General features: G+C 73.4%; 15 protein-coding genes. 6 read left to right on the top strand and 9 right to left on the bottom strand.

Features of this window, described 5'->3' with window-relative positions:
* Nucleotides 1-173: 173 nt before the first annotated feature.
* Nucleotides 174-1685, bottom strand: a complete 1512-nt coding sequence (locus ACBJ59_RS15085) for an N-acetylmuramoyl-L-alanine amidase (protein ID WP_375110780.1) — start codon at nucleotides 1683-1685, stop codon at nucleotides 174-176.
* 185 nt (nucleotides 1686-1870) lie between these two features.
* On the opposite strand from ACBJ59_RS15085, the gene ACBJ59_RS15090 reads away from it, so the two are divergent.
* Genes ACBJ59_RS15090 through ACBJ59_RS15110 form a run of 5 tightly spaced genes read left to right on the top strand, consistent with a single transcriptional unit; the run spans nucleotide 1871 to nucleotide 6676 of the window.
* Nucleotides 1871-3820, top strand: a complete 1950-nt coding sequence (locus tag ACBJ59_RS15090) for a family 10 glycosylhydrolase (RefSeq protein WP_375110781.1) — start codon at nucleotides 1871-1873, stop codon at nucleotides 3818-3820.
* Between the two features lie 54 nt (nucleotides 3821-3874).
* On the top strand, nucleotides 3875-4966 hold the full coding sequence (locus ACBJ59_RS15095; RefSeq protein ID WP_375110782.1) for a sensor histidine kinase: 1092 nt from the start codon (nucleotides 3875-3877) through the stop codon (nucleotides 4964-4966).
* A 50-nt stretch (nucleotides 4967-5016) separates the two neighbouring features.
* Complete coding sequence (locus ACBJ59_RS15100; RefSeq protein ID WP_375110783.1) at nucleotides 5017-5838, top strand: hypothetical protein; 822 nt, start codon at nucleotides 5017-5019, stop codon at nucleotides 5836-5838.
* 26 nt (nucleotides 5839-5864) lie between these two features.
* A complete protein-coding gene (locus tag ACBJ59_RS15105; RefSeq protein WP_375110784.1) occupies nucleotides 5865-6176 on the top strand; it encodes a hypothetical protein in 312 nt (103 codons plus the stop codon).
* Nucleotides 6177-6181: 5 nt separating this feature from the next.
* Nucleotides 6182-6676, top strand: coding sequence for a hypothetical protein (locus ACBJ59_RS15110; RefSeq protein ID WP_375110786.1), 495 nt, complete (start codon nucleotides 6182-6184; stop codon nucleotides 6674-6676).
* Nucleotides 6677-6683: 7 nt separating this feature from the next.
* Here the strand turns inward: ACBJ59_RS15110 and ACBJ59_RS15115 are convergent, their stop codons facing one another.
* The 7 genes from ACBJ59_RS15115 to ACBJ59_RS15145 all read right to left on the bottom strand — a co-directional run bounded on the left by ACBJ59_RS15115 (nucleotide 6684) and on the right by ACBJ59_RS15145 (nucleotide 14216).
* On the bottom strand, nucleotides 6684-6983 hold the full coding sequence (locus ACBJ59_RS15115) for a YrhB domain-containing protein (RefSeq protein ID WP_364114083.1): 300 nt from the start codon (nucleotides 6981-6983) through the stop codon (nucleotides 6684-6686).
* 12 nt (nucleotides 6984-6995) lie between these two features.
* Nucleotides 6996-7706 (bottom strand): toxin glutamine deamidase domain-containing protein, encoded by a 711-nt coding sequence (locus ACBJ59_RS15120; RefSeq protein ID WP_375110787.1) that lies wholly within the window; start codon nucleotides 7704-7706, stop codon nucleotides 6996-6998.
* Between the two features lie 40 nt (nucleotides 7707-7746).
* Nucleotides 7747-9168 carry a pyridoxal phosphate-dependent decarboxylase family protein gene (locus tag ACBJ59_RS15125; protein ID WP_375110788.1) on the bottom strand — a complete coding sequence of 474 codons (1422 nt, stop codon included), beginning with the start codon at nucleotides 9166-9168 and terminating at the stop codon, nucleotides 7747-7749.
* Nucleotides 9165-10490, bottom strand: a complete 1326-nt coding sequence (locus tag ACBJ59_RS15130; protein WP_375110789.1) for an MFS transporter — start codon at nucleotides 10488-10490, stop codon at nucleotides 9165-9167. Before ACBJ59_RS15130 ends, ACBJ59_RS15125 begins: the two co-directional genes overlap by 4 nt.
* A complete protein-coding gene (locus ACBJ59_RS15135; RefSeq protein ID WP_375110790.1) occupies nucleotides 10487-11116 on the bottom strand; it encodes a TetR/AcrR family transcriptional regulator in 630 nt (209 codons plus the stop codon). The genes ACBJ59_RS15130 and ACBJ59_RS15135 overlap by 4 nt, the downstream gene beginning before the upstream one ends.
* Before the next feature lie 55 nt (nucleotides 11117-11171).
* Complete coding sequence (locus ACBJ59_RS15140; protein ID WP_375110791.1) at nucleotides 11172-11594, bottom strand: hypothetical protein; 423 nt, start codon at nucleotides 11592-11594, stop codon at nucleotides 11172-11174.
* Nucleotides 11595-11684: 90 nt separating this feature from the next.
* Entirely contained in the window at nucleotides 11685-14216 is a 2532-nt protein-coding gene (locus ACBJ59_RS15145) for a glycoside hydrolase family 9 protein (protein WP_375110792.1), read from the bottom strand.
* A gap of 168 nt (nucleotides 14217-14384) precedes the next feature.
* On the opposite strand from ACBJ59_RS15145, the gene ACBJ59_RS15150 reads away from it, so the two are divergent.
* The gene (locus ACBJ59_RS15150; RefSeq protein ID WP_375110793.1) at nucleotides 14385-15416 is read left to right on the top strand and encodes an ABC transporter substrate-binding protein; all 1032 of its coding nucleotides are present in this window, start codon (nucleotides 14385-14387) and stop codon (nucleotides 15414-15416) included.
* Here the strand turns inward: ACBJ59_RS15150 and ACBJ59_RS15155 are convergent.
* Complete coding sequence (locus tag ACBJ59_RS15155; protein ID WP_375110794.1) at nucleotides 15340-18816, bottom strand: BTAD domain-containing putative transcriptional regulator; 3477 nt, start codon at nucleotides 18814-18816, stop codon at nucleotides 15340-15342. The genes ACBJ59_RS15150 and ACBJ59_RS15155 overlap by 77 nt on opposite strands.
* Nucleotides 18817-18978: the final 162 nt, after the last annotated feature.

An 18978-nucleotide genomic window follows, 5' to 3' on the forward strand; every position in this document is an offset into this window, starting at 1 on the left:
GTGGGGATCGCCTTGTGGCCAGAGCGTAGGGTCCGCGGGCCGCGTGGAAGGGGGACGCGTCCCGGTCGGCATCGGATCGAACCCGTGGCGGGACGCCGCACGTACCACCTACGGCGCAGCGGACGGCCCGCGCCCGGGAGGGGGGTCGGGCGCGGGCCGTCGTGGGGGATGGGCTACCTGCTGATGCGCACCGCGTCGGCGATGACGTAGCCGGTGCCCGAGGTCCACCGGCTCACGCCGACCACGTTGTACGTGCCCGCGTTGAGGGCGAACGTGCCGATGCTGCGCCAGGCTCCACCGCCGGAGCGCTGGTCGACGTAGACGGTCTGGTTGCCGCTCGACGTCGCCACGATGTACGGCGCCGAGCTGTTGTACCCGGGATCGGCCGGATACCAGACCTCGACCTGGTACGTCCCCGCGCTGGGGATCGTGGCCGAGAACCAGGCCGGGTCACTGGCCGCGACCGGGTCGGCGAAGCGGTAGTCGGCACCGTGGCGCTGGCTGGAGTAGGTGGAGGTGCCCCAGTTGGCGCCGGCGGTGAACTGGCCGGCCGTGGCGTTGTCGACCGTGGTGCTCCACGTCGGGGTGCCGCCACCGGTCACGTAGTTCATGTACGTGGTCCAGTTCCAGTGCGGGCCCGGGTCGGTGTGGGTCGCGCCGGGGACCTCGTTGTGGCCGATGATGCCGGTCCGGGTCTTGGGGATGCCGTACTTGTCGCACAGGGCGCGCGTCAGGGCGGCCGAGGCCCGGTACATGGCGTCGGTGAACCACGAGGCGTCGCTGACGAAGCCCTCGTGCTCGATGCCGATGGACCGGTTGTTGTAGGTCGAGTTCCCGGCGTGCCAGGCGACGTCCTTGTCGCGCACCATCTGGGTGATGGCGCCGCTGGAGGACTTGACCACGTAGTGCGAGGAGACCTGGGCGCTGGGGTTCTGGAACCAGGAGATCGTCCCGGCGTACGAGCCCTGGGTGACGTGGATGACCACCCGGTCGATGTTGTAGCTGGTCTCCCGGCTGGAGACGCGGTAGTTGCTGGTGCTGGCCGGGACCCAGGCGGCCGGCGGGTAGTCGGGGCTGGCGACCGCCGCCTGCGCGCTCAGGTCGCGCGCCTTGGCGAGGGCGCCGCGGTCGGCGGTGACCTCCTGCGGCTTGACCTGCACGCCGCGCAGGTCGATGCCGAGGCCGAGCTGCTCGTAGACCGCGTCGGCGTACAGGCGGGCCAGCTCGGGGGAGGCGGCGTTGCCGTACTTGGCCACGGCCTGGTACCAGCGGCCGAGGTCCTTCCTGGCGGTCTCGTCGAGGCCCAGCCCGTCGGCGTGGGCGCGCAGCACGGCCGCGCCGCCGAGGATGTTGGCCTCGTCGTCGGCCTTGAGCCGGTCGGCGGTGAGCCCGGTGAGCTCGGCGGCCTTCTCCAGTGAGTGGTTGGTGGGGTTGCTGACCAGGTGCATCACGCCGTAGCCGCCGCTGGCGCTGGGCTCGCCGCCGTGCCCGTCGAGGTGGGTCTCGGCGTAGGCGAGCGCGACGAGCAGGTCGCGGGGTACGTCGTGCGCGGCGGCCGCCTTGGCGAAGGCCGCGGGCAGCGGGGGCTCCTTGGCCTGGGACCATGCGGGCTGGCCTGCGGCGATGAGGAGGATGGCGAGGATCGAGGTGGCGAGGGCTGCTAATCGCGTGCGGGCGAGAGTCATGGGGTGCTCCTCGTTCACAGGTGACGGGTGCAACCTATGGCAGCTTCTGACTAATGTCGATAATTGACATTACAGCGGAGTTAGGTGAAACTTTTCGCCCCGCGGTCAGGGGTCCCGGAGATTAGGTCCCCGTGAACTTCTGAAAACTATTGCGCTTCCGTGCGAATGCACTGAAACTTCCCTTCGTGACCGCGCTCCTGCGTACCGTCCTGGCGGCGCTCACCGCCGCACTCGTCAGTATCGTGGCCCCTACCTCCGCCGTCGCAGCCGCTTGCACGACAGATCCCGCCATGCCGAAGCGGCAGCTCAGAGCCATGTGGATCTCCTCGGTGGCCAACATCGACTGGCCCAGCCGCACCGGCCTGAGCGTGTCGGCGCAGCAGGCCGAGTTCCGGGCCTGGCTCGACCTGGCCGTGGCCAAGCGCATGAACGCCGTGGTCGTGCAGGTCCGGCCGACCGCCGACGCGTTCTGGCCCTCGCCGTACGAGCCGTGGTCGCAGTGGCTGACCGGCACCCAGGGCGGCAACCCCGGGTACGACCCGCTGGCCTTCATGGTCAACGAGGCCCACGCCCGGAACCTGGAGTTCCACGCCTGGTTCAACCCGTACCGGATCGCCAACCACGACGACCCGTCCAGGCTCGTGGCCACGCACCCCGCGCGGCAGCACCCCGACTGGCGCTTCGCCTACGGCGGCAAGCTCTACTACAACCCGGGCATCCCGGAGGTCCGCGACTTCATCGAGGACGCGATCATGGACGCCGTCTCCCGGTACGACGTGGACGGCGTGCACCTCGACGACTACTTCTACCCCTATCCGGTCAGCGGCCAGGCCATCCCCGACTCCGCGACCTACGCCAGGTACGGCGGCTCGTTCGGCAACGTCGCCGACTGGCGCCGCGAGAACGTCAACCTCCTGGTACGCGAGCTCGACCAGCGCATCCACGCCGCCAAGCCGCACGTGTCCTTCGGCATCAGCCCGTTCGGCATCTGGCGCAACGCCGGCACCGACCCGCTCGGCTCGCCCACCTCGGGGCTGCAGTCGTACGACGCGATCTACGCCGACAGCAGGCAGTGGGTGAAGCAGGGCTGGGTGGACTACCTCGCCCCGCAGATCTACTGGCACATCGGCTTCTCCACGGCCGCCTACGAGGTGCTCACCGCCTGGTGGGCCGACGTGGTCCGGGGCACCGGCGTGCAGCTCGTCATCGGCCAGGCCGCCTACCGCGCGGGCGCCTCGGGGCAGGACGCCGCCTGGCAGGACCCGGCGGAGCTGAGCGACCACCTCTTCGACAACCGGCGACATCCCGAGGTGGCCGGCGACATCTACTTCAGCGCCAAGGACGTCAAGGCGGACCGGATCGGCGCCTTCACCAGGGTCGTCAACGCCCACTACACCAGGCCCGCGCTGCTGCCCGCCCGCGGCTCCGCCGCCGCCCCCGCCGCGCCCTCGATCACCTCGGCGACGCGGGTCTCGAACGGCGTGCAGCTCGCCTGGACGGGCTCGGCCACGGCGTACGCGGTCTACCGGGTGGACGGCTCACCGCCGGCGGCCGACCCGTGCTTCTTCGCCGACGCCCGCAACATGGTCACCACGACCAGGCAGAAGACGTTCACCGACACGACCGCCGGCGGGCCGGCGTACACCTACTACGTGACCGCGCTCAACCGGACCCACCAGGAGAGCGCCCCGAGCACGGGCAAGGCCGCGGGCTCCGGCGGGGGCGGCCCGTTCAGCGTGGTGATCGACAACGCGGACGCCGGGTTCGCCGCGGGCTCGGCCTGGGGCACCTCCACGTACTCGGCGCAGCTCCACGGCGCGGACTACCGCTTCGCCCCGCCGGTCGCGGCCAGCGATCCGGCCTGGTTCAGGGCGGCCGTCCCGAGCGCCGGGAACTACCGGGTGGAGGTGTGGCATCCGGCCGACGCCGGGTACAACAGCGCGACGCCGTACATCGTGGCGGCCTCCGGCGGGAACCAGACCGTCACCGTGGACCAGCGCACGGGGGGCGGGACGTGGCGGAGCATCGGCACGTTCCCGCTCGCCGCCGGGACCTACAACGTGGTCGGGGTGAGCCGCTGGACCTCCACCACCGGATACGTCATCGCCGACGCCGTCCGGATCACCGAGCTCTGATCGGCCACCCGGGGAAGGGTGGGCACGTACGGCGGGTGATCGTACGATGAACCGGTGGACGGTGCCCGCCCGCGACCTGTCGACGCGATCGCGGTCCTGGTCGCGGCAGGCTTGACGCCTGCGACCGGCTATACGGGTCCGGGCCTGGTGATCCTGCTGGCGGGGGCGCTGCCGGTGCTCTGGATGCGCTGCGCGCCCATCGTCGTCGCCTGGGTCGGCGCGGGCACCGCGATCGTGCTGCCGGTGTTGTCGGCGCTCGTCCCGTCCGCCGTTCCGCTTCCCTCCGCCGGCGCCCCGATCTGGCCGCCCGTGTGCGCGTTCGCGGCCTACGGCGCGATGGCGTTCGCGTCCGGGCGGCATCGCCCGCTCTCGCGGTGGGTGCCGGTGATCGTGCTCGCCGCCGCCGTCCTGTCCCTGCCCGACCGGCTCCCGCTGGTGGCCCGCACCGAGGCGGTCATCGCGCTCGCCGTGGTGTACGGCCTCTACACCGCCACCAGGGAACGCCTGCGCGCCGAGCTGGTGGAGCGCTCCGAGCGGGTGGAGCGCGAGCGGCTGGCGGGCGAGCTGCACGACGTCGTCACCCACCGGGTCAGCAAGATGGTGCTCCAGGCGGGCGTGCTGGCCCTGACCGCCGCTGACGACCGGGCCAGGGCGGCGGCCGAGGACATCCGGGCGACCGGCTCCGAGACGCTGGACGAGCTGCGCCACATGGTGGCGCTGTTACGGCGCGGCACCGGCGAGGGGTTCGACCTGGGGCTGCCCATGCCCGACCTGCGGCCGCTGGTGATCGACTCGGCCCGGGCCGGGGTGCCGGCGGAGCTGGCGGTGGACGGAGCGCCGGTGCCCGTCTCGGGGGTGGTGGGGCGGACCGCGTACCTGGTGGTCGAGGCGGCCCTCGCGAACGTGCGCAAGCACGCGCCGGGCGCGGAGGTGCGCGTCACGGTCCGCTACACGCGCGGCTCCGTGCGGATCGCCGTCCGCAACACCGCTCCCCGGCCCGACTCCTGGGTCACCGCCGACGACCCGGGGGTGAACCTGCTCGACCTGCGGCGCCGGGTGGCGGTGGCCGGCGGCACGCTGGAGAGCGGCGTCCAGGAGGACGGCGGGTTCCGCGTCGAGGCGATCTTCCCCACGTCACCGCCATGACCGCGCTGCGATAACCTCGTCGGGTCCAAGCCTGGGGGGTGAGTCACGCGGTGCCGGAGCCACTCGACGACGCGGAGCTCGAGCGCCACATGGACGAGACGCTCGCGCGCGTGGAGTCGTTACGGGCCGGGGAGACGCCCCCGGAGCGCGTGCCGGACGCGCCGGAGGCCCGCGGCGAGACCGAGGACGGGCGGGTGCGCGTGGTCGTCCGCGCCGGGGCCGTCCAGCTCGTCAGCCTCGATCCGCGCCTCCTGCGGCTGCCTCCTGACAGGCTGGCCGAGCTGGTGCGGGAGGCCGCCAACGCGGCGATCGCCGAGCTCCTCGGCCGCCCCACCGCCGACGTGCCCGATCTGGCCGAGCTGGCCAGGACGCTGCACCAGGTCCGCGACGAGGCCCTCTACCAGATGGACGTCATCTCCCGGTCGATCGCCTCGGCGATGGCCAGGATCCGCGAGCGGACCTCCGTGGCCGGCGACCCCCGTCCGCGTGGCCTGGAGGACCTCCTCGACCTGACGCGGCGCAACCTCGACGACGCGCTGGCCGGGGTGGACGGCCTGGCGGAGCCCGTACGCGGAAAGGGCGAGGCCGCCAGGGGGTGGGTGCGCGTGGTGGTGACCGACGGGCGGGTGGAGTCGGTGCGGATCCACCCGAAGGCCATGGCGGAGGGCTCGTACGAGCTGGGCGACCACCTGCGCGCGGCCATGAACGCGGCCTTCGAGGACCTGCCCCGGCGCCGCCAGGGCACCGGCGCGGTGGACCTGGCGGACGTGGCCCGCCGCGCGCGCGAGACGCAGCTCGCCGGCGTCGCGCAGATGCACGCCGCCACCCGCGCGCTGCGCGACATCATGACCAGCATCCAGGGACCGGAGTGAGGTGTTCGGTGGACCCCGAAGGAATCTTGTACAGGCCGGCGGACACCCACCGGGCCGCCACGGGCGTGGGGGCGTCGGCGGAGGAGCTGCGGGCGCGCCTGGCCGCCTTCGAGCGGGAGCTCACCGGCGACGGTGACGCGTTCGGCGCCGACGACCTGGGCGCCGTCATCGGGACGATCTACGGGGCCATCCACCAGATGGCGTTCGAGTCCTACGGCGACAACACGGGTGACATGGGAACGTACGCCCGCAAGCTGCAGGTGACGGGCGTCAACCAGAAACGCAGCGAGGACGCGGCCGTGGTCGAGATCAACAACGTGCGAAAGATGCTCGGGTAGCCGCCATGGGGATGAAGCTGCCGGCCGGGCTGGCCAAGGTCATGAACCTGACCGGCCGCCAATGGCCGATGAGCGACGAGGAGAAGCTGCTCAGGATGGGCCTGGCCTGGCTCGGCATGAGCGGTGACGTGGGCCGGCTGGCGGGCTCCGCCGGCGCGCTCGCGGCGACGGCCTGGACGGTGCAGGAGGGCGCGAGCGTCACCGCCGCGCACGACGCGTGGGACGGCCCGGACTCGCCGCAGAAGAACCTGCTCGACGGCCTGACCGGCGCGGACATCATCGGTCTGGGGCTGATGGTGTGCGCCGCGATCGTTCTGGTGCTCAAGGTCAACTTCATCGTCCAGCTGATCCAGCTCGCGATCCAGCTCTTCCAGGCGATGGCGGCGGCGCCGGCCACGATGGGGGCCTCCACGCTGCAGGTCCCGATCCTCATGGAGATCACCGGCAGGCTGCTCGACCTGTGCATCACCGTGGCCATGAACGGCGTCATGGGCGGCTGAGGCCGGCTCAGGCCCCGGCGAGCCCGTTCTCGTACTCCGCCAGCGCCGACTCGCGCGAGTGGTAGGAGGGGAACTCGATGACCCGGCCGTCCTCCCGCAGGACCAGCAGCGGCCCCGCGCCCAGCACGCCTTCCTCGGGGTCGCGGGTGCGCAGGTAGGAGAGGGTGGTGTAGACGAACAGCCAGCCGTAGGGGCGCTCGATCGTGGCCTCGTCGTTGACCGCGAACTCCTCCTCGCCCTCCTCGGGAGCGAACTCCCTGGCGACGTAGTCGCGGACGATCCGCTCGGCCTCCGCTCTGGTGATCATCGCTGTCCTCCGTCACCCCGTCCGGTAGAAATCGTACTGGGAGAACCTGGCCGCGTGCGGATTCGTGTCGGCCATGCGCATGAACTGCCCGTCCAGGTACGACATCCGGCCGCCCACGTTGGCCACGTTGTAGACGTGCCCCGCACCCTCGCCGCCGCGCGCCACGATGATGCCGCGGGCGCCGGGGTTCGCCGCGATCAGGCGCTCCACGTCGTCCAGGGAGCTCAAACCCGTCATCCGGTCGCTGGCCAGGCCCTGGTAGGCGCCGCGGGCCTGGGGGATCGGCACGCCCCTGGCCCGGGCGCCGGCGACGGCGGCGCGGCCGGCCAGGATGTCGTCCACCGCCAGGGCGACCTCCGCGCAGTTCCGCTTGTTGCCGGTGGGGTTCACGTGCCGCATGGCGACCCTGGTCTCGTACCTGCCGAGGGGCCGGCCGCCGGCCTCCCGCAGGAGGCGGTCGATCTGCTGGTGGCCCTCCCGCATGGCGGTCTGCTGGGCCGCGGTCAGCGGCGTGTTGCCGCCCTCCAGCAGGTGGACGCGCTGGGGACGCAGCTCGACCAGCGGGATCTGCCCGCGCCGCCGCAGCGCGTAGCGGGCGGCCTCGTCGTCGACCCCGGCCAGCAGCTGGGGGCCGCGCCGCCCGCCCCCGCGGGCCGCCCTGCTCCTGAACCAGGGCGCCGCCTTGCGGAAGAGGCCCAATGCCGCCCCACCGAACTTCGCCATCCGGGATGTATAGCACGATCCCGGGCGTCGTATCGGAGGGTCAGCGGCTGTAGATCACCGACAGGAACCGCACCAGCACCGCCTCCCGGGCGGCGGCGGGCAGCGCGTCCAGGACGGCGTTGACCACCGCCATCTCCGGTTGCCCGGCGCCCGGCCGCAGGTCCACCCCGACCGACGCGCTCAGCTCGGCGAACGTGGCGTCGTCCAGCGCCTCCAGGTCCAGCCCCGCGACCAGGTCCACCAGCCCGTCGGGCAGCACGGCGGGGCCGCGCTCGCGGGCGGCCGCGGCCGACTCGGCGATCACCTTCAGCATGGCCTCGACCCCGGCCAGCGTGACCCCGGTGACCGTGATGTGCAGGTTGGCCGGGATGCCGGCGTAGGAGAGCTGCGGCTGCAGGAACCAGCCCCGCGCCCGGGCCTCGTCCGCCAGCACGAACACGTCGATCCCGTCACCTGCGAACGCCACCAGCGACGACTCCGGCGCCCCCAGCACCCGCAGGCCGGGGATCGCCGCGATGCCCTCGCGCAGCCGGTCCGCCGCCTCCAGGGTGGCCCGGCCCAGCTCCACGTAGCCCTCGCGGCCCAGCGCCTGCAGCGTGGCCCAGGCGCCGCCGAGCGGGCCCGCCGACCGGGAGCTCTGCACGGTCGCGTTGATGATCGTGTAGCCCGGCCAGGCGGCCGAGGCGAAGTACGCCTTGCGGCGCATCGCCGGATCGGCGAAGAGCAGGACCGAGGCGCCCTTGGGCGCGTACCCGAACTTGTGCAGGTCGCAGGAGATCGACGTGACCCCGGGCACGGACAGGTCGAACGGCGGGATCGCCGCCCCCGCCGCCCGCAACCACGGCAGCAGCCACCCGCCCACGCACGCGTCCACGTGGAACGGCACGCCCGCCGCCGCGGCCACGGCGCCGATCTCCTCGATGGGGTCGATCACGCCCTGCGGGTAGGACGGCGCGGAGGCCACGACCAGGACGGTGTCGGCGCCGATCGCCTCCTCGACGTCGCGGGCCCGCACCTTGTACGTCTCCAGGTCCACCGGCACGGCGACCACCTCGATCCCGAGATAGTGCGCCGCCTTGTGGAAGGCGGGGTGGGCGGTGACCGGCAGCACCAGGTTCGGGCGGTTCCGGCCGGCCAGGTCGCGCGCGGCCTTCACGGCCAGCATGATCGACTCGGTGCCGCCGCTGGTGAAGATGCCGTGGCCGCCGCCGAGTAAGTCCGCGACCGCGCCGACGACCTGCCGCTCCATCTCGACCACGCTGGGGAAGGCGGTCGGGTCGAGGCAGTTGACCTCCAGCATCTCCAGGTACGCCCGGGTCGCGGCGTCGTTCACCTCGGCCCGCCCGGTGTCGTAGACGTAGGCGGTCACCTGGCCGCCGCGCACGGGCAGGTCGTGCTCCTTGAGCCGGGCCACCTCCGCCAGCAGGTCTTCGGCGGTCCTCCCGGCCGGGGGCAGGTTCACACGGTCTCCTTGTTCCTCGTGGGGGCGAGCCGGCCGTACCGGACGACGAACGGCAGGCTGATCAGCATGAGCAGGGCGGGCAGCGCCGTGAACCCGAGCAGCACCCCGGTCAGCGCGCCCGGCGGCTGGGCGACCGGCGACTCGACCGGCGCCGAGGCGAACCCGGACACGGACAGCACCAGCGCGAACAGTCCCGGTCCGAGCGCCAGCCCGGCGGTCTCGCCCGCCGTCCACAGCCCGGTGAACGCGCCGGCCTGCGCGTGCCCCGTGCGGGCGGCGTCGGCGTGCACGGTGTCGGGCAGCATCGACAGCGGCAGCAGTTGCAGCGCCGCGTAGCAGACCCCGGCCAGCGCGGTCAGCACCAGCGTCGCGGCCAGGCCACCCGCCGAGATGGCCGGGATCAGCGCGACCGCGACGCCGCAGAAGCCGAGCGAGGCGGCCAGGTAGCAGCGCACGGGCCCGTGGACGCGCGCCAGCCAGGCCCAGCCGGGCACGGCCAGCATGCTCGGGCCGACCAGGCACACGAACATCACCGAGGTCAGCCCGTAGTCGCCCAGCCGGTACGAGGCCACGTACGGCGCTCCGGCCAGCATCACCGCCACGGCCAGCGCCTGCGTCACGAAGGCCGCCAGCAGCACGAAGAACGGCAGATTGCCCCTGGCCAGGCGGAAGGCGGCCACCGGGCCGAGCGGCCGGGGTCCCGGCCTGGACGGCACCCAGCGGGTGGCCAGCGTCGCGGCGGCCAGCGCCACCGCCATGACGGCGCCGATCGCCACGCCCATCACGGCGTACCCGGCCCGGCCCCCGCCCGCCAGATCGACCACGGCCGGGGCCAGCCCGCCGGCCACCAGGATGCCGACCGTCAGGCACACCACCCGCCAGGACATGATCCGCGTCCGCTCGCCCCGGTCGGCCGACATCTCGGCGGGCAGGGCCACGTACGGCACCTGGAAGCAGGCGAACGCGCTGGCCGCGACCAGGAACGCCGCCCCCGCCCAGACCGCCCCCGGGACGTCCCCCGGCACCGCGAACATCAGCGCGAACGCCACCGGCAACGTCACCGAGCCGATCGTCAGCAGCCGCGTCCTGCGGCCCGTCCGCACGGCCTCGCGGTCGCTGGCGGCGCCGACCAGCGGGTTGAGCAGCACGTCCCAGATCTTGGGCGCGACCAGCACGGCGCCCGCCACGGCCGCGGGGACGCCGAGCATGTCGGTCAGGTAGTACAGGAGCAGCAGGCCGGGGACCGCCGAGAACACGCCGGTGCCGACGGAGCCGATCCCGTAGCCCAGCAGCCGGTCCCGGCCCAGCCGCGCGGCGGTCACCGGGGGTCGCCGGGCAGGCCGAGCGTGCGGTGCAGGGTCAGGTGCAGGTGGGCGCGGAAGCGGCGCAGCGCGGCCCGGTCGCCGGCGGCCCGGCGGCGGCCCTCGGTGTCGAGCACCCCGCCCTTGGCGAAGCCGTGCACGGACCAGATGACCGTCCAGACGGTGTATTCGAGATCAACGTCGGCGGAGATCAGCCCGGTCTCGACGGCGGGGCGCAGCGCGCCGGTCACCGCCGACAGCAGCGGCTGGACGTACTGGCGCTCCAGCTCGGTGATGTCGCTGGCGTCGGAGAGCCAGCGGTGCATCCACAGGGCGGGCACCTCGGGGTTGTCCACGCAGAAGTCGAGGTAGTCGTCGGCCAGCCGGTGGATGGCGGTCACGGGGTCGTCGCCGGGCAGCCGGCCGAGCGCCGTCTCCAGCGCCGCCTTCTCCGCCCGGTGCGCGGCCTCCATGACGGCGAGATACAGCTCCCGCTTGCCGCCCACGTGATAGTTGACGGTGGCGATGTTCAGCCCGGCGGCCTCGGCGATCTGGCGCGTCGAGGTGCCGTCGTAACCGAGCGCCGCGAACAGCTGCGTCGCGACCTTGAGGATCAGGCCGGCCTGTGTGCTCTCCGCAGGGGTCATGCGACCGAAGGTAGTTCGGTCACCCCCTCTCGGTCAATCACTTGATGGAGAGCGCTCAGTCCGGCGCCCAGTACTTCTCCATGAGCTGGTCCAGCTGCCGGACCACCGGCTGCCAGCTCGCCGGGAGGGTGTAGCGGCTGGCCCGCCGCTTGTCGTAGGCCAGCGTGTACTTGATGAAGTCCGCCCCCGGCGGCTGCACCTCCGAGCGCCCGACCCGCAGGTGCCTCAGGTGGGCGCGCAGCCGGCGCTTCTCCTTGGCGGTCAGGCACTTGTCGATGGTCGGCCCCGTACGCCGGCTGAGCCGTATGCACCCGTTGCCGTAGACGATCACCCGGTCGTCCAGCCCCGCGAAGCCGCCCTGCTTGCGGAAGTCCACCAGCGCCTTCCTCGGCGCCACCCCGGCCTGCGCCGCCGGGGCCATGGACGTGCTCAGTGCCAGCAGGAGCACGGGCAGGAGCACGATTCTCCAGATCCTCATGCCCTCTTGGACGTTTCCCGGCCCCGAACGGCTCACCGCGGCATCCCCTGGGCGTACGGCGGTTGGGCGTACACCCAGGGGATCACCGTGCTACTTGCAGCGCGCGCCGTTGAGGTGGAACACCTCGGGCGCCGGGTTCGGGCCGGCGGCGTTCGTGCCGTTGAACCCGAACGTCACCTTCTGGCCCGGCTTGATCTTGCCGTTCCAGCCCAGCGCCTTGGCCGTCACCACCGAGCCCGACTGCGCCAGCGTCGCGCCCCAGGCGTGCCCGGCCCGCTGGCCGCTCAGGAACGACCAGCGCAGGCTCCAGCCGTCCACCGCCTGCTTTCCGGTGTTCTCGATCACGACCTGCGCGGTGAACCCGCCGGGCCACGAGCCGTGCGCCGAGTAGCCGACCCGGCAGTCCGAGCGCTCGCTCTTGTCCGCCAGGAACGCCGCGACCCAGGCCAGCGGGGAGTTCCAGTTGATGGTCAGCTCGTTCGTGGCCCACGACTCGATGTGGTCGATGTAGCAGAACTGCGGTTTGCAGCCCTGGAGCAGGCGCTGCGCGAGCGGGTCCTGGATGCTGGAGTTCGGGCCGCCGGCCAGCGTGCCGATCGGCGGGTTGGGCAGCTCGGGGTCGAGCTGGCGGGCGTACCAGCGGCTGTGCTGGTTCTTGGAGGCCACCTCGCCGTAGCCGGTCACGTACGACTGGTTGAGCGCGTTGCGGCCCAGGATGTAGTCCATGCCCTCGCGGACGGCCGCCCGGTACTTCTCGTGGCCGGTCAGGTCGTACGCGGTCGCCACGACGACCAGGTTGTTCAGCACCAGGTTGTTGGAGCCCCAGTCGAAGTCCGGCGGGTTGTACGGCAGCCCGTACGGGTGCTCCTTCTGGATCGCGAGATACTTCTCGGCACCCTCGATCACCGACTGCCGCACCCGTGCCCGGTCGGGCAGCGCGTTCGGCACGGTGGCCAGCTCCAGGCGGCCGAGCTGGGCGGTGTTGCCCCAGTCGAAGCCGCGCTCGCGCCAGACGTCGCCGGTGTGGTGCGGCGAGGCCAGCACGAAGTCCCTGAACTCCTTCTCGCCCGTCGTGATGTACAGCTCGGCCGCCGCCCAGTAGAACTCGTCGCTCACGTCGCCGTCGCTGTAGGCGCCACCGCCGGTGCCGTCGTTCGGGTCGGCGTACTTCTCCGGGTTCGCCCTGGCGGCCGCCCACGCCTTGCGGGCCGCCTTGAGGTTGCTGGCGGCGAACGCGGCGTCGTACGGGGCGTACAACCGGGCCGCCTGCGCCGCCGTCGCGGCCAGGTTGAGCGTGGCGGCCGTGGAGGGCGGGTGCAGCTCGCGCAGCTGCGGGTCCAGGTGGGGCAGCAGGGGGAGGCCGGTCCAGTTCTGGTCGTGGATCTTGTGGTGCGCCATCCCGGCGTACGGTTTGCCGTCCGGCACCTGCATGCTCAGCAGGAACTCCTGCTCCCAGCGGGCCTCGTCCAGGATGTCCGGCCGGCCGTTGCCGCTCTCGGGGATGTTCAGCTGGCCGTCCGTGAACGCCGCCCGGTCCCGCTCGTACGCGGCCATGAGCTGGTGGACGGAGATGCCGCCGTTGACGACGTACTTGCCGTGGTCGCCGGCGTCGTACCAGCCGCCCTTGACGTTCAGCGTGTAGTCGCAGACGCCGGGCTGGCACGGCACGTCCACGTCGCCCTGGTTCGGCGCGGCGTTGACGTGACCGGCCGGCCGGCCGTACCCGGGCCGGAGGCTGTCGAGGATCTCGATCCCGCTGCGCTGGGTGTAGTAGAACTTGAGCGCGTCCGAGGGGAGCCGGTCGTAGATGTCCGCCCTGATGTCGAACGGCCTGCTCGTCTCGCCGTCGGCCGTCAGCGTGTAGCCCTCGCCGGGCTTGCGGTACGCGCCGAAGTCGAGCGTGTGCACGTTCTGGCCCGAGCTGGCGTCCACGCCCCTGGGGGTGGTCCGGCCGCTCGCCACGGTCTCCTTCTCGGCGTTCCTGAGCTCCCAGTCCAGGGCCTCGGTCGCGGCGGTGACGACCGTGGCCTTCTTGGGCCCGGCGGGGAGGTAGCCGACCATGTTCACCCGCACGCGCGGGCCGGTGTCAGGCTCGTAGACCTCGGGTTCGGCGCCGCCCTTGAGCGACACGTCGTCCATGCAGAACCTCCAGGGCTCGACGCTGCCGCCCAGCTGGAACACGACCTGGGCGTTCGGCAGCGACGCGGGGGCGGTGAACGTGTAGGAGTAGCTGTTGCCCGAGACGCTCATCTCCGGCGCGGCCGACAGGTACTGGGTCCAGGGGTCCACCGGTAGCTGGATCAGCGCCCGGCCGACCTTGGCCGGGGTCGCGGCGGCGAAGAACCGGTAGGCGTACGTCTCGCCTTCCACCAGCGGGATGTCGTTCTGGCCGATGATGACGTCCCACGGGTTGGCGGTGCCGCCGGGGATGTCGGCGCACAGCCGGCCGCCGTCCACCGCGAGGGTGACGTTGCCGGTTCCCCACCAGGGGGCGGTGCCGGTGTCGAAGGTGCCGTTCACGATCTGCTCGGGTCCCTCGTCGGCCGCCGCGTGCGCGGCCGGGGCGGGGGACAGGGCGACCATGGTGAGGAGGGCCAGTAAGGCGGCCCGGCATCGGGTCATGGAGGTCCTTCAGGGGGTTGGGAGCGCTCCCAAAAATGGCGCGAATCCGATCCTCCTTTCCCGCCGCCGCGCCGTCAACGGCTGCGCACCGCCCGGCCCGGAAGACTGTGAAACTTTCATGCCCCGGCGGGCAGGGGGAGCCTGTGCGCGTCGCGAACCTGAGGGGCCGTGTCCCCTGACCGCCGGCTCCGTTTGGGGGTCCCGCTGTCCCTGTCCGGCCGGCATGCCCGGTTCGGGCGGCAGGCGGCGCTCGGGCTTGAGGTCTGGGGGGCGCTCGGCGCGTCCGTGGACGTGGTCGTCGAGGACGATCGCAGCGATCCGGACGTGCTGGAGGATGCCGTACGGCGGCTGGCGGGGCGGTGCGACCTGCTGCTGGGGCCGTACTCGACGCAGCTCGCGCGCCGGGCGGGGCGCGTTGCGGCGGAGCTGGACCGGCTGGTCTGGAACCACGGGGGTTCCGGTGATGACGTCGAGACGGCGCATCCCGGGCATGTCGTGTCGATACCGGCACCGGCCGGCCGTTATGCCGAGCCCTTCGTCCGGCACCTGGCGGACGGTGGCGACCGGACGCGGCTGCTGATCGTCCAGGGCAGGGGCCGCTTCGGGCGTCAGGTGGCGGACGGGGCGGAGCGGCTGGCGGGCGAGGCGGGCATCCCGGTGACCCGCGCGGGTCCCGGTGAGGTGCCGGCCGGCGGGCCGTGGAATCTCTTCTGCGCGGGGTCCTTCGACGAGGACGTCGAGATGATCAGGCGGGCCCGGGCGGGCTCGCGGGTCATGTGCGCCGTGGCGGCCGGGGTGCGGGAGTTCGGGGCGGCTCTCGACGAGCCGGGCGGGATCTACGGTGTCGGGCAGTGGTTCCCCGGCAGCGGGGGTGAGGCTTGCCTGGGGATCTCCGAGCGCGAGTTCCTGGACGCTTACCGCGTCCGGGTCGGGCGGTTGCCCGACTACCCCGCCGTGCAGGCGGTGGCCGCGGCGATCATCGCCACCCACTGCGCACTCCGGGCGGGGGGCGCCGGGCGGGAGGAGCTGTGGGCCGTGGCCGCCGGGTTGGAGACGAGCACGCTGTTCGGTGCCTTCGCGATCGATCCGCGAACGGGCGCGCAGACCGCCCACCGGGCGGTGCTCACCCGGTGGGCCGCCCGGGAAGCAGCGGCCGGCCTTCCGGCACGGCCGGTCCTGGTCGCGCGGCGGGGGCGATAGGCCCCGGGGGCTGAGGGTGCTGTGCGCGGTGCGCGACGGGTCGTCGGGGCTGAGCGTCCTGTCCGTGAGGTGCGATGGGCTGAGCGTCCGGTGCGCGGTGGGCGCGGCCGAGGTGCCGGGCGACCTCCTCGGCCCTGCGGCGGTCGTACGGTGCCGCCAGGCGGTCGGCGGCGGCCACGGCGTGCTCGGCCGCCCTCCTCGCCGCCCTGTCCCTGCCCGCCGTGGCCAGCGCGAGGGCGCGGGCCCAGCCGATCCTGGCCGCCGCCCCCGGGTTGCGGGCCGCGTACCGGGACAGGTGGGCGGCGAGGCGGCGCGCGACGGCCCTGTCCGGCCGGGGGTCCAGCGACCAGAGCAGCTCGGCGAGGCCGGCCCAGCATTCGAGCATGCCGGGCTGGGCCGCCGGCAGCCGCTCCGCCAGCGCCAGCGCGTCCACCAGCGCCTGGCGGGGCGTGGGGCGGTCCGGGCAGGCGGCGGCGATCGGCGGGTCGAAGCGGGTGGGGGCGGTCAGCAGGTCGAGGCGGGCGGTGGCGGTCAGCAGGCGCATGTCCTGCACGATCCGCATCACCCGCCCGTCCCGGAGGCCGAGCTCCTTCTCGTACGCGACGCGCCGGTCGGTCGAGGCGCGGGCCGCCGCCACCAGCTCCCGGACGTGCTCCACCGGCACCCCGTCCACCCGCAGCAGCGCCTCCGCCCTGCCCGTCAGGCACCAGTAACGGCCGATGTCGTCCCCGCCCACGCGCTTGACCGACAGCTCCTCCGTCTCCGCGAACAACTCCGCCGCCACCCCGAAGTCACCCCGCCACAGCGCGGTCTCGGCCAGCATGCCCGCGCAGTTCTCCGCCATCCGCGGGTCGAGCGTCCTGGCCCTGCCCTGGGTGAACGAGCGGTGGGCGGCGTCGAACGCGCCCGAATGGAGCTGGTCGAGGCCGCGTGCCAGCAGGGCGCGGTTGGCGGCGTCGGTGGGGTGCCCGATGCCGGCCAGGGCGCGGTCGGCGAGCCTGCCGTAGCGGTCGGCCAGGCGGTGACGTCCCGCCATCCGGCCGATCGTGGCGAAGTTCGCGTAGGCCTCGGCCCGCAGGGCGGGGTCGTCCGCCCGCTCGGCGGCGTTGAGCTGGCGCAGCGAGGCCACCAGCATGGTGGGCAGGTCATGCTGGTGGTAGGCGAGCCTGGCCAGCAGCGTCAGCGCCTGCGCGGCCTCGGGACCCGCCGGATCCGTCCGCGCGGCCGGCGCGAAACGCCTCCAGCCACCGCCGGATCCGCTGAGGGACAGGAGGCGGTGTGCGGCCTGGCGGGCCGCGGCGCGGGTCATCGCGGCGACGCGGGCGGCGGGGGAGTCGGGAAGGGGCTCGCCGAGAATGGCGAGCGCCTGGTTCGCCAGCTGAGCGGCCTCGCGCTCCCTGGCCATCTGGTACGCGCTGACCCCGGCCATCCACGACCACCGCGCCCGCAGGTGCGCCGGCTGCCCCGGACGGGCGAGGTGGCGGCGCACGACGGCCCCGGACTCCTCGTACAGGCGTAATCGCAGGCACAGCGTCCAGTAGCGGTCCAGGAAGCCGGGCTCGCCGGAGACCGTCCAGGCCAGCCGGATGTTGTCCATCTCCGCGCCGAGCACGTCGGTGGCCTCGGTGTCCGAGGCGTCGTGGAGGGCGGGGGCGTGCCGGTCGAGCAGGCGGGCGAAGTGGGCGGCGTGACGGGCCCGCACCGGGGAGCACTCCGGGAGGCGGGCGGCGGCGAACTGCTGGACGAGCGGGTGGATGGTGTAGCGGCCGGCGGGCGTGAGCTCGATCATGCTCTGGTCGACCAGCAGGACCAGCACCTCGGGGGTGGTGCCGGCCACCTCCAGGGCCGAGCACAGCGTGCAGCCGCCCCTGAACACCGACAGCGCCGCCAGCGCCTCCTGCGCGGCCGGCTCCAGCAGGCGCCAGGACGTCTCGAAGACCGTGCGCATGCAGGCGTGCCGCGCGCGGGCGGCGGGCCCGGCGGCGGACAGCAGGCCGGGGTCCACGCCGAGGCGCTGGGCCAGGTCGGCGCACGGCACGGCCCGGAGCAGGCCGGCCGCGAGCTCGATCGCCAGGGGCAGGCCACCGGTGGCGGCGCAGATCGCGGCCACGCGCGCGGCCTCGCGTTCCGGGTCGAACGCCGGCCGGGCGGCCAGCGCCCTGGCCACGAACAGGGACTCGGCGGCCGGTGCCGGCAGGCCCTCCACGGCGACCGTCACCTGGCCGGGCAGGTTCAGCCGCCGCCTGCTCGTCGCCAGGATCCGCACGGCCGGGGCGGTCCGCAGGATCTCGCCGATGACCCGGTCGAAGGCGGGGAGGTGCTCGAGGTTGTCGAGGACGAGGAGGAGGTGACGCGTGGCGAGGGCCGACAGCAGGAGGTCCGCGGCGGGGCGCGGTGGTGAGAGATCCACGCCCAGGCGGCGCGCGAGCGTGGTGACGGCCGCCTCCGGCCGCACCCCGGCGAACGACACGAATGCCGTCTCCGTCCTCGGCGCGAAGGCGGCTCCAGCTCTCGGCGCGATTGCGGTCTCGGCGCCGGGCCGGGTCTCGGCGGCGGCGGCGATGGCCAGCCGGGTCTTGCCGATGCCGCCCGGCCCCAGCAGGGTGACCAGGCGTTCGCGGGCCAGCAGCGCTCGCAGCCGGTCCACCTCGGCCGCCCGGCCGACCAGCTCCGTGCCGGGCACGGGCACGGCCGCGCGGCGGGCGGGCACCGGCCGGGGCACGAGGTCCCGCCGGAGAGCCACCGTCTCCGGCGCGGGCGACACGCCCAGCTCGTCCGCCAGCCGCCGCCGCAGCTCGTCGTAGCAGGCCAGTGCCGCCGCCCGGTTGCCCGCCCGGGCCAGGGCCGACATCAGCAGCCGGTGCGCCTCCTCGTCGTACGGATCGAGCGTGGCCACGAGGCGCGCCAGCCGTACCGTCCGGTCGGGTTCGTCACCGTCCCCGGAGCGTACGAGCAGCCCGCGCAGCAGTTGCCGCACCCGCTGCCGCTCGCACTCCAGCCACCCGGCGAAGGCGGGCGCGTCACAGAAGGAGACCCCGTCCATGAACGGACCGCGCCACAGCCGCAGCGCCTGCGCCACGGTCGCGGCCCGGTTGAGCTCCCGGTGGTCGACGTAGCAGCCGTCGCCGGCGCGGAAGCGTACGTGCTCGCGGGTGATGTCGAGCCAGCCGCCCACCTCCCTGCGCAGCTCCGACAGCGCCAGGCGCAGGCTGCCCCGGGCGTTGGCGTCGGGGCGCTCGCCCCACAGCAGCCCGGCCAGCTCGGTCCGGGAGCGGGGCCCGGGGGTGGCGGCGAGATAGCAGAGCAGGGCGCGGCTCTTGGCGGAGCGGATGCCCAGAGGTGCCCCGCCGACGGACAGCTCAGGCGTGCCCAGCAACAGCAGGGTCAGCGAGTCTCCCATAGAGCCGGAGGGTAGGCGCGAGCCCGCCTCCCGACTGTGTCAAACGGTACGTACGGCATGTGCTCTCCACTACTGACCTGGGCTCTCACGATGCGCTCACGCGGCCTGCCGCAGCCTGAGGCCGTGTTTCGCGAACGTCGCGAGACGCCGGTGAAAGCCCTC

The sequence above is a fragment of the Nonomuraea sp. MTCD27 genome (assembly GCF_041950495.1).
GTDB lineage: Bacteria > Actinomycetota > Actinomycetes > Streptosporangiales > Streptosporangiaceae > Nonomuraea.

What these genes read in the sequence shown, in the direction of transcription:
- ACBJ59_RS15085 (WP_375110780.1), bottom strand. Translation starts at nt 1,685, where the DNA reads ATGACTCTCGCCCGCACGCGATTAGCAGCCCTCGCCACCTCGATCCTC.
- ACBJ59_RS15110 (WP_375110786.1), top strand. Translation starts at nt 6,182, where the DNA reads ATGGGGATGAAGCTGCCGGCCGGGCTGGCCAAGGTCATGAACCTGACC.
- ACBJ59_RS15115 (WP_364114083.1), bottom strand. Translation starts at nt 6,983, where the DNA reads ATGATCACCAGAGCGGAGGCCGAGCGGATCGTCCGCGACTACGTCGCC.
- ACBJ59_RS15120 (WP_375110787.1), bottom strand. Translation starts at nt 7,706, where the DNA reads ATGGCGAAGTTCGGTGGGGCGGCATTGGGCCTCTTCCGCAAGGCGGCG.
- ACBJ59_RS15135 (WP_375110790.1), bottom strand. Translation starts at nt 11,116, where the DNA reads ATGACCCCTGCGGAGAGCACACAGGCCGGCCTGATCCTCAAGGTCGCG.
- ACBJ59_RS15140 (WP_375110791.1), bottom strand. Translation starts at nt 11,594, where the DNA reads ATGAGGATCTGGAGAATCGTGCTCCTGCCCGTGCTCCTGCTGGCACTG.
- ACBJ59_RS15145 (WP_375110792.1), bottom strand. Translation starts at nt 14,216, where the DNA reads ATGACCCGATGCCGGGCCGCCTTACTGGCCCTCCTCACCATGGTCGCC.
- ACBJ59_RS15155 (WP_375110794.1), bottom strand. Translation starts at nt 18,816, where the DNA reads ATGGGAGACTCGCTGACCCTGCTGTTGCTGGGCACGCCTGAGCTGTCC.